Raw genomic sequence first — 13,384 nt, forward strand, 5'->3', positions numbered from 1 at the left:
AAAACAGGAGAATCCCTTATGTACACACGACGTGACTTTTTAAAAGCGGCTTCGGCCGCAACGGTGGGTTTGACGGTGGGCCGTTCCGTGATGGCTGCCCCGTCTGCCGAAGGATTTGTATCCAGACGTCCGGACCCTGGCAAGCGGACCTTTGTCAGTACGGCTGTGGATAACAAGATTGCCGAAATCAAAGCCCTGATTAAAGACCCTGAAGTGGCCTGGCTGTTTGAAAACTGCTATCCCAATACGCTGGATACGACAGTCGATTATGAACTGATCGATGGCAAGCCAGATACCTTTATTATTACCGGGGATATTGATGCGATGTGGCTGCGTGACTCGACCTGCCAGGTCTGGCCGTATATGCCGCTGGTGCATGAGGATGAAAAGCTCCGCAAGATGATTCAGGGGTTGATTGTCCGCCAGACCAAATGCGTCCTGCTGGACCCGTATGCCAATGCGTTTTATAAGGACCTGAACCGGGTGTCGGAATGGAACAGCGACCGTCCGAAAATCAAGCCCGGCGTTCATGAACGCAAATGGGAAATTGATTCGCTGTGCTATGTTGTGCGTCTGGCGTATGAGTATTATCGCATTACCGGGGATACGTCGGTATTCGATGCCGACTGGGACAAGGCGATGCGGCTGATTGTGGCGACGTTCAAGACCGAACAGCGCAAAGACGGCAAAACCCCGTATCGGTTCATTCGCGAAACCAGCCGGATGACGGATGCTCCGGTGTACGAAGGGACTGGCATGCCGATTCGCCCGGTCGGAATGATCTGCTCCATGTTCCGTCCGTCCGACGATGCGACGGTTCTGCCGTTTTTGATTCCCTCTAACCTGTTTGCAGTGCAGGTCTTGCGTCAGTTGGCCGAAATTTATACCAAGGCCCTGAAGACCCCTGACTTTGCCGCCGAGTGCAACGCTCTGGCTGACGAAGTGCAGGAAGCCATTATGCAGTGGGGAACGGCGGAGCATCTGGATTTCGGTCGGATTTACGCCTATGAAGCTGATGGCTTCGGCAACCGTCTGTTCCTGGACGATGCCAATGTGCCCAGCCTGATGTCGCTGAGTTATCTGGGTATCCATAAGCCTGACGATGCGATTTATCAGCGGACCCGCAAATTCCTCGTTAGTGATTCGAATCCGTGGTATATGCGGGGCAAGGCCGCCGAGGGTTCCGGCAGCCCGCATACCGGCAAAGACAGCATCTGGCCGATGGGTATTATCCTGCGTGCCTTGACCAGTACCGATGAACAGGAAGTGCTCCAGTGCCTGCACATGCTCAAAACGACCCATGCCGGCACCGGTTTTATGCATGAGTCGTTTCATAAGGATAATCCCGCCGACTTTTCACGAAAATGGTTTGCCTGGGCGAACACCCTGTTCGGCGAACTGATTATCAAAGTTCATACAGATTTTCCGGCTTTACTCCAAAAGACTAATATCTGACACGTGCTGTCGTGATTAAGCAGCGGTAATCTCAGTTTTTGGATTACCGCTGTTTTTGTTTATAGGCGTAATTGTCTATTCTTAACATCTTGTATGGAGAAATAGGGATATTAATTTGACTATTTAATATCTGTTATGTCTTTATTTTTGGTGGATTGTTCTTTTTTAGGATTGACAAAAAGGTTTTTCCGCTGGAATTAGCATGCCGCAGCGACTATAATTTGCCGACGCGGCGGTGGGGAAACTGCGCATAGACGACATTGAATAACGACTTAAACGAAATGGATTGATATGACAGGACTGTTGATAATCGCGGTACTGGTCAGCGGAATAGCTGATGTACCGATGGATTCGACGAGTTTGCTGGCTGGGCAGGACCTTCAACTGAAGGCGCCTGTGATGTGGGCCTGCCGGCAGACTCAGCGGCCGGATGAGCATGTACTGTTGTTCGAAAACGGATTTTCGATGACGATTGGCGACAATTATCTGTCCAGTCAGAATGCCGTGTTATGGTTGCGTGCTTATGGTCGTGATGTCCCAGGAATGAGCAATCAATCCTATTATCAGGTTCAGGTTTATCTGGAAAACGATGTCGTTGTTCGACAGGGCAAACGGTCTCGCAGTACCGGCATGGAACGACTGCTGCTGGATGGCGGGGATAATCTGATTGTTCGTGTGGTGGTTACCGGTGAGGTGTTTGCGTCGGCTGACCAACAGAATGACCTGATTTGTGATCAACTGCAGAAACAGCCGTTGTATGAACGAGCCCAGGATGCCGCGGCGTCCATCAAGGAAGGGCCTCAGATTTCCCCTGAAGCCCTGGTGCCTCAGGCGGTTCGCCCCAGGGATTTGGATGCCCCCAGAGCCGTTGTCAGCGAAGCGGCGGCGGCCGAATCTCCGGTCGTAACGGAGCCGGCAGCGCAGCCCAAAGCCAAAGAGCCGGTCTTTCGTTATCCGGTGCATGTATCCGCCGTCTGGGACCCGGAACCGGTGATTGAAAAAATGAAAACACCCGATGGCCGGGAAGTGGTAACAGTATCAGGGCGGTTTTATTTATGGCAGCGGCTCAACGCCGACACTCTGTTGGAGTTTCAGGCTGATAGTGCTGTACTGTTTTTTCAGGAAGGTCAGTTTGACCTGGCCAAAGAAAAAAGCGGTCGTGATCTGGCACAGGGTGGGCTGGAATCGGCCTATCTGCGGGGCAATATTGTGATGACGGAAGGCCGCCGGACGATTCGAGCCGACGAGATTTATTATGATTTTGCCAGCAAACAGGCGGCGGTGGTCAATGCCGAGATGCGGTTTTTTGATGAAAAGCGGGGGCTGCCGATTTACCTGTCGGCGGAGCGTCTTCGCCAGGTTGGAGAAAGCCTGTTTCAGGCTGAAAATGTGCAATTGACCAGCAGTGAGTTTTATATCCCGCAGATCTCGGCCAATGCCAGCCGAATGGTGGTCATGCGGGAAGAGGATGTCAGTCGGCGTGCCGATGCGTTGGCGCAGGCCGAGCAGGCTACTGCCGAACAGCGGCGTGATGAAGCCGCTCACTGGGAAGGCTCGATGTATGATGTCAATATGAAATACTACCAGACCAAGCTGTTTGGCTGGCCGAAAATGCGGACCAAATTCGTCCGCCCGGATATTCCGATTAGCAGCCTGGCAGTGGGCAATGATTCGGATTTTGGAACTTCCGTAGAAACGCGGTGGTATCTGTCCCGTCTGCTGGGCTTCAAGGAACCGCCGGGGATGGAAGCCCGTCTGGCGGCGGATTATTTCAGCAAGCGTGGCGTGGGTGGCGGTGTTGAGGCGGAGTACGAAGATGACGACTCGCTGGGCCGTCTGATTGGCTATGCCATGACCGACCGGGGCAAGGACGATTTGGGACGTTCGAAGAACCGCCGAAATCTGGATCCTGATCAGGATGTGCGTGGTCGTTTTGGCCTCCGTCATCGGGAATTGCTGCCGGACGACTGGCAGGCGACCATCGAGGTGGGGTACCTGTCCGACCGCAACTTCCAGGAGCTGATGTATCGCGATGAATTCTATACGGATAAAGGTCAGGAAACCCTGTTGTATCTCAAGCAGCAGCGGGACAACTGGGCGTTTACGATTCTGGGCAAGGCGCGGATCAACGACTTTGAGACTGTGACCGAGGAACAGCCGACGATTGAATATCACCGCAAGGGCGAATCCCTGTGGGATCATCAGTTGACCTGGTACAGCGACAGCCGTATCAGTCGTTTGCGCGACCGTTATGATAATGATTATGCCCGGTTCTATGGGATGGATCATCCTTCCGAGGATTTTTATACCTTCGGCAGTACCCGCAATGAAGTGGACTGGCCGTTTATGCTGGGTACGGCGAAATTCTCTCCGTATGTGGCCGGGACCTATGCCTTTGAGGATCAGAACGGTTATGATCTGGCCCTGAGCGGGCCGATGGCGTCCAATTCCAACAATACCGCGATGCTGGGTGAAGGCGGCCTGCGGGCTTCGACGATGTTCTGGAAGGAAGACCCGTCAGTGCAGTCGCGACTGTGGGATATTGACGGCATTCGTCACATTGTGACGCCGCATGTGGAAGCTGTCGCATTCGAGGAAACCGAAGCCGGCATCAAACAGCGTGATTTGGTCAATGTGGGGTTAAGCCAGCGCTGGCAGACCCATCGCGGTCAGGCCGACAATCGCCGTTCGGTGGACTGGCTGCGGCTGGATGTGGATTCAACCTGGGTCAACGACGACGCCCCTTCCGCCCAGGGACTTCCCGGCACGTTCGGGCCGGCCGGATTTATTTACAACGATCCGTCAATTCCGGTCTTTCTGCGGCGCAACGACCGGTATTACAGCCTGGTGCGTGATACCATTAATACGGATATGGAATGGCGTGTCAGTGATACTACCGCGGTGCTCAGTGATATGAATTATGATATGGAAAGCGGTGTGGTGCAGCAGTTTGATATGGGCATGTCACGTTATCTGTTTCCGGATATGAGCGTCTATCTGGGCAGTCGTTATCTGCGTCCGGTGATTGTCGATGTGGATGAAAACAGTGACGGAATTTCCGATATCTATGAACAGGGGTCGCATTCGGTGATCGGTGCGATTACCTATCAGCTTGCCCCTCGTTATTGGGTGACGTACTCTCAGGAATATAACTTTGATTTTGGCAAGGGCATCCGCAATGATTTTGCCCTGATTCGTCAATATCACCGCTTGTTCTATTCCATGGAAATGTCCTTTGATCAGTCCCTGGATCGCAGCAGCGTGATGTTCAGTGTCTGGCCGCAGGGGGTTAAGGAACTGACCCTCGGGTCGCGCCGTTATACGGGCCTGATCGGCGCCAGGTCGCAGCAGTAATTCGACAAAAGAATGGATCGTGTCCACCGACGCGGATGAACCGTTTAACATAAAATACTTATTAACCTTTTCGCATAAGGAGAAGTTATGCCGTTAGTGACAACGAAAAAAATGTTTGAAATGGCGTATAAGAACGGATATGCCATTGGTGCGTTCAACGTCAACAATATGGAAATCACGCAGGGTATCGTGGAGGCCGTTGTGGAAGAAAAGGCTCCGCTGATTCTGCAGATCAGCAAGGGGGCTCGCGATTATGCCAAGATGAGTTATCTTCGCGCCATTATTGATGTTGCGGTCCGGGAAAACCCGCAGATTCCGATCTGCATGCACCTGGATCACGGGGATACCTTCGAAATCTGCAAGCAGTGCGTGGATGACGGGTTTACCTCCGTCATGATTGACGCATCGCATCATCCGTTTGAAGAAAACATCAAAATCACCAAGCAGGTCGTGGAATACGCTCATGCTCATGGTGTGGTGGTTGAGGCTGAACTCGGACAGCTGGGCGGCATTGAAGAGCATGTCGCCGGTGTGGATGATGTGATGGCTCACCTGACCGATCCGGCCCAGGCGGAAGAATTTGTCAAACGGACCGGCTGTGATTCGCTGGCGGTGGCAATTGGTACCAGTCACGGTGCCTACAAATTCAAAAGCGCCCCCAAGCTGGCCTTTGATGTCGTCGAAAAGATTCAGAAACGTCTGCCCGGGTTCCCGCTGGTGATGCACGGGGCCAGCTCCGTCCTGCCGGAATTCAAGGAATTGATCAATAAATACGGCGGCAAGATGCCCGATGCAATGGGTGTTCCGGAAGAGGCCATCACCAAGGCCGGCAAGATGGCCGTCTGCAAGGTCAACATCGACACCGACCTGCGTATGGCCCTGACGGCCAAGATTCGCCAGGTCTTTGCTGAAAAGCCCGGCGAATTTGATCCTCGCAAGTATCTGGCGCCGGGTCGCGAGGCTATCCGTCAGATGGTCAAGCACAAGCTGCATGTGCTGGGTTGTGCCGGCAAAGCTGCCGAATGTCTGTAACAGGCTAATGAATTAATCGAGTCAAATCCGTCACAGGCGGATAAGGAAAACGATACGGCAGGGCGGCGAAGCGTCGTCCTGCCGTTTTCCGGTCAATTAAGGCGATTATGAATTCATTCTATTTTTATCATGTTAATCGGAAACGAAGTGTCTATTTCATGCTGATATGCGGCTGGCTGATCAGCCTTGCTGTGGTAATCACCGGATGTGAGCCCTCCAGCGACAATACGGCCGGCGACTCTGCGGCGGATCCGAATGTTCAGACTGCCGTAGTTGCGTCTGAGCAGCCTGCAAAACCGGTGATTGTGGCTCAGGCAGGATCTGTCGATGCGGTTGTTGAGCGAATTCTGGCCGGGGATTTCGTCGGGGCAAAGCAAACCTGTGATTTTCTCAACACCGGCTCCGATGCCCAGATGGCCCAGTTGGCCAATATCCTGAGCCGTTATGAAGAGCTTCAGAAAAAACGCGAGAAAAAACGTCAGGCGGCATTCGAAGAGCAGCTTGCCGAATTGAATAAACAGAAGGCCAAGGTTCATTCCTACGATTCCGACCCCAATCGTCCTGGTGTGGCGGCGGAGACTCCGGCTTCACAGAATGCCCCGGCTGCTGATAAGGACACCCTGCTTGAGGAGCCCTTTGGCGATTTGGATATCGCTTATGAACCCAATGACATCGATTTGATTCTGGCGGCGGCCATTCGTGCCCGGGATTATGCCGCCCCCGAAGCCAAAGGCGCTGTTCTGGAAGACCCGTTTGTCCAGCAGGCTATCCAGAAGGCCAAAGCCGCAGCCGAACAGTATGAAAAGGAAGGCAAGTGGATTGAGGCCTACGGGCATTGCTACTACTGGCTGACCCTGCTGTATGAAGATGACACGCACTATAAGGACTATGCTGAAAAGCTGACGGAGCTGGCTACGATAGAGCTGTCATTGAAAAAGAGCGACTGCGGAGAATCGGCCAAACAGCGATATGAGGGCATTGAGCCTTATATGTTTGTGCGGGCATTGCAGGCCCTGGAGGCCAACTATGTCAACGGGTTGGATTACAAGCTGATGTGTGAAAAAGCCATCCGGCGATGCCGTCTGCTGGGGCGAGTCTTGACCGACAGCAAGGAAGAACTTGGCTGGCGTGCGGATCCCAATGCGCTGGACAAATGGAATGCCGGTATCGATTCCATCGAGGCGGCGTTCACACAGGAAAAGGGGGACAAGACCCTGCGTTCCATTGCCCAGTTGTTTGATGATATGATTGAGCTGAATGAAACGTCTCTGGCGGTGCCTAAAGAAGTGGTGATTGCTCATTTTGCCGAAGCTGCCCTGTCGGCCCTGGATCCGTTCACCAACCTTGTCTGGCCGTGGAATGTCAAGGATTTTGAAAAATCGATGACCCAGCAGTTTTCCGGAATCGGTGTGGAGATTTCCAAGGCCACCGGTGTGCTGAAAATCGGAAGTCTGCTTCCGGATACCCCGGCCTATCGTGCCGGTCTGGATGCCGATGATGAAATTCTGAATGTCAACGGGGAGCCTACCGACAAGATGTCGATTTATTGTGCCGTCCAGAAAATTACAGGGCCCAAAGGCACTAAGGTGACTCTGACCGTCCGCAGGCCATCTACCGGCAAAACCTGGGATGTGACGATTGTTCGGGATCGCATTGTGGTCCAGCCGCTGCGAGGCTGGCAGCGGAAAGCGGACGGCCAGTGGGACTGGATTGTGGATCCGGCCAATCGGATTGGTTATGTACGGCTGACGACCTTTACGGAAACCAGCGGTCCGGATCTTGATGCGGTTCTCAAACAACTTGAAAAAGACGGCCTCAACGGGCTGATTCTGGATTTACGCTATAATCCCGGCGGTTATCTGTCGAGTGCGGCGGAAGTGGCGGATCTGTTTGTCAAAGAAGGCGTCATTGTCAAAAGCAGCCCCCGGAACGGGTTTGCATCGTATGACATCGCCCACGCCAAAGGCACGCACCCGGATTATCCGTTGGTGATATTGATTAACGAAGGCTCGGCCAGTGCCTCGGAAATCGTTGCCGGAGCGTTGCAGGATCCCCGGCATAATCGAGCGACTCTGGTCGGCGAACGCAGCTACGGCAAAGGCAGTGTTCAGGTTGTGACCTCCTATACCGGCGGCGGTTCGCAGCTGAAATATACCGTAGCCTATTATCATCTCCCCAGTGATCAGCAGGTGAAGAATCGTTACCAGATGGAAAAACTGGGCCGCAAGGATTGGGGGATTGCTCCCGATGTGGAAGTGGTGACGAATACTGCCGAACTTCGCGAGATGCTCCAGATGCAGCGGGATAATGATGTGCTGGTTCAGGCCGACCACGATGAATCCAGCGCTCCGACCAAACGCAGCAGCCTGGCCCAGACCCTCGATTCGGACCCGCAGCTTGCCATCGGACTTCTGGTGCTGCAAGCCAAGCTGGTTCATGGCGGCAGGGAACTGGTCTTTCCCGCTGACCCCAATATGATAGTGCTGAAAAGATAACTAGTCAGAAGATGGCAACGCCGGCGTGTGTGTTGTTAAAAAAGCAAGGCCGGTGGATTGTGTGTGAAAGGATATGAAATTGACAGAAGCAGCAGCCAATAAATTTGAACAAATGCGTCGTGAAAAACGCCAGAAATTGATCCAGCTGGGAATTGATCCGTATGGCCAGCGGATGCCGTCTCCGGAATTGTCAGAGGCGATTAAGGCCGGCTATGAGGAAGGGCGCAAGGCTCGTTGCAGCGGACGTATCGTTCTGCTGCGGGATATCGGCAAGCTGATTTTTCTGACGGTGCGTGACTCCAGCGGTTCGATTCAGCTGGGTTTCAGCAAGCAATTGCTGGCTGACAAATGGGAGATGATTAAGTTGCTGGACCTGGGCGATATCATCTGGGCCGAAGGCCAGTTGGGCAAGACCAAGACCGGTGAAATCACCATCTGGGCTGAAAAGGTTGAGATTCTGTCCAAGGCATTGCTGCCTCCGCCGGAGAAATTTCATGGCTTGTCCGATCAGGATTTACGCTATCGTCAGCGGTATGTGGATTTGTGGGCCAATCCCGACGTTATGGAGCGCTTCCGTAAACGCAGTGCGATGGTGGCTTCCATCCGGGCGTTTTTGCAGGCTCGCGGTTTTATCGAAGTCGAAACACCCATGATGCAGGCGATCGCCGGCGGTGCGGCAGCTCGTCCGTTCGTGACCCATCACAATGCCCTCGATATCGATTTATATCTGCGTATCGCCCCGGAACTGTTTCTCAAACGGCTGCTGGTCGGCGGTATGGAAAAGGTTTTTGAAATCAACCGGAATTTCCGCAACGAAGGTCTCAGTACGCGGCACAATCCTGAATTTACCATGATGGAACTGTATCAGGCCTGCGGAAATTATGAAGTCATGATGGACCTGACCGAAGAGTTGGTTACCCATCTGGTTGAAAAACATTGTTCCGGTTGGGAACTGCCCTTTGGTGAAGTGACGGTCAATTACGCCCGTCCGTGGCGTCGTGCGACGTATGCGGAATTGCTCAAAGAATGTGCCGGCTGTGACATCGATGATATTGCTGCCGTGCGCCAGAAAGCCCGTTCGCTGGGGATTCACGAAGCCGATAAAGACGACGCCGTTGTGATTAATGACGTCTTCGAGATGACCGTTGAGCAGACGTTGATTCATCCAACATTTGTGATGGATTATCCCTCGGCCATCTGCCCGTTGACCAAACAGAGCAAAAAAGACCCGCGCTATGCCGAACGCTTTGAGTTGTATATTGCCGGTATGGAGCTGGCTAATGCCTATACGGAATTAAATGATCCGGACGTCCAGGAAGCCAATTTTCGCCAGCAGTTGCGGGGGCTTAGCGAAGAAGAATCCATGGCCAAGATGGATGATGATTTCATTACGGCACTGAAATACGGCATGCCCCCGGCCGGCGGGCTGGGGGTCGGCATTGACCGTTTGACTATGCTGCTGACCGGGGCGACCAGTATCCGGGATGTGATTTTGTTCCCGCTGCTCAAGCCGGAAGCCAAAGAACCTAAAAGCGAATAACCGATTGATATTCCGCCTCATTGGAGACGGACTGCCTCTTGTCATAAAGGCTGCTGCGTGAAACAGTGGAGCGTGTTTTTATGTCTGCGTTATCTGAGTCGTAAGCGGATTGTGCTGCTGAGCATGACCGCGGTGATGTTATGCTGTGCGCTGCTGATTACGGTGGCCAGTCTGTTTACCGGCTTTATTCGCTCGGTGGAAGACAGCGTCGGCGATTACCTGGGGGATGTGATTCTTTCTGCTCCGGGCACGTTCAAGATTGAAGAGTACGCCGATTTCCAGCAGCAGCTGGTCGGCCTGTCCGTCGTCAAGGCCGCCACCCCGGTTCTCAGCGGCAATGGCCTGCTGCTGACTGGGCCCGGCCAGATTCGTGCGGCTCAGATTCTGGGGATTGATTTAAAAAACCAGCTGCGGGTCTCTCCGCTCAAGGACGCCCTGATACGCCAGAAGAATCTGCCGGATGAGCAGGTGGCCTTCGGTGAGTTTGCCGACAAGGCTGAAATCGGTGGTTTTGTCGGCATTGGTCTTATCGACGACCCGGATGAAATGACCGACAGCTACGATATGCCAACAGTCGAGTCCTTCATCGGCCGCAAGGCCGCCGTGACCACTGGCACGCTGGTCGAACAGGTCCCCGCTGAGTCCGATCCTGCCGCTGAAACGGCCGGCCCGCGTTTTACCCGCAAAGTTCTTCGCTTTACCATTGCCGATGTTGTCCAGACGGGTGTTTATGAATTCGATCAGGCCTTTGTTTATGTCCCCATTGAAGCTCTCAGCAGCTTGCTCTACCCGGACCGCAAACCCTGCTGTGAATCCTTCCAGATCGCACTGGAGCCAGGAGCCGATGAGGAAAAGGCCATGGCGATGATTCGCGGTCTCTGGCTTGTCTATGCCCAAGACCGTTACCCCTGGGCACAACAGGTCGAAATCCAGAGCAGCCGCCAGATGCAGGCCCTGCTGATTGCCGAATATCACAAGCAGTTGAATATGCTGATGCTGATATTCGGCATCGTCAGCTTCGGCGTGGTGCTGCTGGTATTCTGCATTTTCTATCTGATTGTGATGACCCGTCAGAAAGATATTGCCATCGTCAAAAGCTGTGGGGCGTCGAGCCTGTCGGTGGCGGGGATGTATCTGTTATTCGGCCTGGTCAACGGGGTTCTCGGTTCGCTGCTGGGAGCGGGGCTGGGCTGGCTGATTACCCGAAATATCGAAATCATTGAAAAAGGCATTACGGCCATGACCGGACTGAAAATCTGGAAGGCCAGCACCTATCTGTTTACAAAAATCCCCAATGAAGTCAACTGGCAGTGGGCATTCTGGATTTGCATTGCGGCCCTGGCCGCTGCGGCGGTGGGAGCCTTGATCCCTGCTGTGGCTGCCGCTCGCATCCGCCCCGTCAGACTATTGCGATACGAATAATGATAGGCATAAAACTCTCATGGCGTTATTTTCTTCACCGTCGGATCAGCATCCTGGCGGTCATTTCCGTTGCGCTGTGCGTGTTTATCGTTGTGGTGGTGATGAGCGTCATGAATGGCCTGGTTAACGAGTTTAAGGAAAAAAACCATCGCTTTGTCGGCGATTGTGTCATCCGTGCCTCATCGTTGACGGGGTTCCCCTACGCCGCCGACTTTATCCGGCAGCTCGAACAGCAGCCCTTTATTTTTGCCGTCTCCGAAACCGTTCAGGGGGTTGGCCTGATGACTCGCCCAGGCTCCTCATGGAATGTCGGCATCGATTATGTCGGTCTGGACCCGGTCAAGCACAGTCAGGCGACTCATTTTGCAGAAACACTGGGCTATCATGCAGACGATCCGGCACGTGCTTTTGTGCCGCCCTATGCCCCCGAAATGGATGGCTGCGTTCTCGGCGTGGATTTGATTCTCTATCGTCGTCCGGATACCGGGCAATATGATAACCCCGGCCGTCCCTGGCCCGAACGCAGAACCATCAGCAGTTTTCCGTTGAATCCCAAAGGCGGACTGGCCCGTGCTGGCCTGGATATGGTCAGCACCAAAACCTTTTACTACAGTGACCACAGTCACAGTGGTCTGGTCAAGCCGGATGGACGAACCATCTATCTGCCGCTGGAGCAGGCCCGCATCCTCAGTGGGATGGATGCCCCGGTTGTTCGTTCCAGTGCTCTCCATATTCGTTTTGCCCAGGGAGTCTCTGTTCCCGAGGGTGTCCGGCAGGTCCAGCAGCTCTGGCAGGCCTATGTGCAATCCTGCAAAGACAAACCTTATGCCGACATGCTCGACGGTGTGCGAGTGCTGACCTGGCAGCAGGATCGGCGAGAATTCATTGGCCCTATGGAAAAAGAACAGTTGATGCTGACTGTATTATTTTTAATGCTGGGCGTTGTAACAGTCTTTATCATCTTCGTTGTCTTTTATATGATTATCGGCCATAAAACCCGTGACCTGGGTCTGATTAAAAGTCTCGGTATGCCGGCCTCGCGGGTTGCCGCGATTTTTCTTGGGTTTGCTGCGATTGTCGGTCTGATTGGCACCGCCATTGGCATGACCGCCGGGTGCCTGTTTTTGTGGAAGATTAACGCGATGGAAAACTGGCTGTACGACCATTACGGCTGGCGTGTCTGGGACCGGGCGATTTATGCCATTGACCAGATTCCCAACGCGATTGAATGGCCGGTTTTGGTCTGTGTGGCTGCGGCTGCAGTCGCGGCCTGTCTGCTGGGGGCCAGCGTGCCCAGTATCCAGGCCGCTCGACAATCGCCGGTACGGGCCTTGCAGGTCAGCCAGATTTAAAAGGACTATTTCCCCGAACGGATAAACCATGGGACACATTTTACAAGCAAAAGGCCTTCATAAATCCTATACGATGGGCAAGCAGATTCTGACGGTTCTCCGCGGGGTCGAGATGAGTCTGTCGGCCGGTGATTTTGCCGTAATTGTTGGCGCCTCTGGCAGCGGCAAAAGTACACTGCTGCATATCCTTGGCGCCCTCGATAAACCCGACAAAGGAATGATAGAATTCGAAGGCCAGCGGCTCGACCAGATGTCCAACCGCCGGCTCAACCAGTTCCGCAATCAAAATGTGGGGTTTGTCTTTCAATTTTATCATTTATTAGATGAATTGAATGTTCTCGAAAATGTCCTGTTGCCGGCTATGATTGCTGCCGGGCCTGTCGGCTGGCTGAAGTCTAAAAAAAATGTGCGAAACAAAGCCATTTCCCTCCTGGAACGGATGGGGCTTAAGGACCGTCTGCGGCACAAACCCTATGAACTGTCCGGCGGTGAGCGTCAGCGGGCGGCTATTGCCAGGGCTTTAATCAACAGTCCCAGACTCCTTTTGGCTGATGAGCCGACCGGAAATCTTGACTCTAAGACAGGACATGGTATCTTAGAGATTCTGAATGAACTGAATCAGCAGGGTCAGACGATTCTGATGGTGACCCATGATGACCGGATTGCCCGTCAGGCGGGGCGTGTGATTAAGCTGTCCGATGGGAAGATCGTATCCTAAATAAGCCGTACAGGCA

Annotated in this window: 8 protein-coding genes; all 8 read left to right on the plus strand. The window is 53.5% G+C overall.

The window, feature by feature from the left end:
• Positions 1–18 precede the first annotated feature (18 nt).
• Positions 19–1,455: a glycoside hydrolase family 125 protein gene (locus ACQ9LF_RS04475; protein ID WP_462488172.1), complete on the plus strand. Its 1,437-nt coding sequence runs from the start codon at positions 19–21 to the stop codon at positions 1,453–1,455.
• 291 nt (positions 1,456–1,746) lie between these two features.
• A complete protein-coding gene (locus ACQ9LF_RS04480) occupies positions 1,747–4,809 on the plus strand; it encodes an LPS-assembly protein LptD (protein WP_462488173.1) in 3,063 nt (1,020 codons plus the stop codon).
• A gap of 87 nt (positions 4,810–4,896) precedes the next feature.
• Complete coding sequence (gene fba, locus ACQ9LF_RS04485) at positions 4,897–5,841, plus strand: class II fructose-1,6-bisphosphate aldolase (RefSeq protein WP_462488174.1); 945 nt, start codon at positions 4,897–4,899, stop codon at positions 5,839–5,841.
• 107 nt (positions 5,842–5,948) lie between these two features.
• Positions 5,949–8,336, plus strand: a complete 2,388-nt coding sequence (locus ACQ9LF_RS04490) for a S41 family peptidase (RefSeq protein WP_462488175.1) — start codon at positions 5,949–5,951, stop codon at positions 8,334–8,336.
• A gap of 73 nt (positions 8,337–8,409) precedes the next feature.
• Positions 8,410–9,876 (plus strand): lysine--tRNA ligase, encoded by a 1,467-nt coding sequence (gene lysS / locus ACQ9LF_RS04495; RefSeq protein WP_462488176.1) that lies wholly within the window; start codon positions 8,410–8,412, stop codon positions 9,874–9,876.
• A gap of 57 nt (positions 9,877–9,933) precedes the next feature.
• The gene (locus tag ACQ9LF_RS04500) at positions 9,934–11,298 is read left to right on the plus strand and encodes an ABC transporter permease (RefSeq protein WP_462488177.1); all 1,365 of its coding nucleotides are present in this window, start codon (positions 9,934–9,936) and stop codon (positions 11,296–11,298) included.
• On the plus strand, positions 11,298–12,650 hold the full coding sequence (locus ACQ9LF_RS04505) for an ABC transporter permease (protein ID WP_462488178.1): 1,353 nt from the start codon (positions 11,298–11,300) through the stop codon (positions 12,648–12,650). Before ACQ9LF_RS04500 ends, ACQ9LF_RS04505 begins: the two co-directional genes overlap by 1 nt.
• Before the next feature lie 28 nt (positions 12,651–12,678).
• Positions 12,679–13,368: an ABC transporter ATP-binding protein gene (locus tag ACQ9LF_RS04510; protein WP_462488179.1), complete on the plus strand. Its 690-nt coding sequence runs from the start codon at positions 12,679–12,681 to the stop codon at positions 13,366–13,368.
• The last annotated feature ends 16 nt before the right edge of the window (positions 13,369–13,384 follow it).

Source organism: Anaeroglomus insulsum (assembly GCF_050689095.1).
Taxonomy (GTDB): domain Bacteria; phylum Planctomycetota; class Phycisphaerae; order Sedimentisphaerales; family Anaerohalosphaeraceae; genus Anaeroglomus; species Anaeroglomus insulsum.

Coding starts and splice junctions, on each gene's coding strand:
- fba (WP_462488174.1), top strand. CDS start 4,897: ATGCCGTTAGTGACAACGAAAAAAATGTTTGAAATGGCGTATAAGAAC.
- lysS (WP_462488176.1), top strand. CDS start 8,410: ATGAAATTGACAGAAGCAGCAGCCAATAAATTTGAACAAATGCGTCGT.
- ACQ9LF_RS04475 (WP_462488172.1), top strand. CDS start 19: ATGTACACACGACGTGACTTTTTAAAAGCGGCTTCGGCCGCAACGGTG.
- ACQ9LF_RS04490 (WP_462488175.1), top strand. CDS start 5,949: ATGAATTCATTCTATTTTTATCATGTTAATCGGAAACGAAGTGTCTAT.
- ACQ9LF_RS04505 (WP_462488178.1), top strand. CDS start 11,298: ATGATAGGCATAAAACTCTCATGGCGTTATTTTCTTCACCGTCGGATC.
- ACQ9LF_RS04510 (WP_462488179.1), top strand. CDS start 12,679: ATGGGACACATTTTACAAGCAAAAGGCCTTCATAAATCCTATACGATG.
- ACQ9LF_RS04480 (WP_462488173.1), top strand. CDS start 1,747: ATGACAGGACTGTTGATAATCGCGGTACTGGTCAGCGGAATAGCTGAT.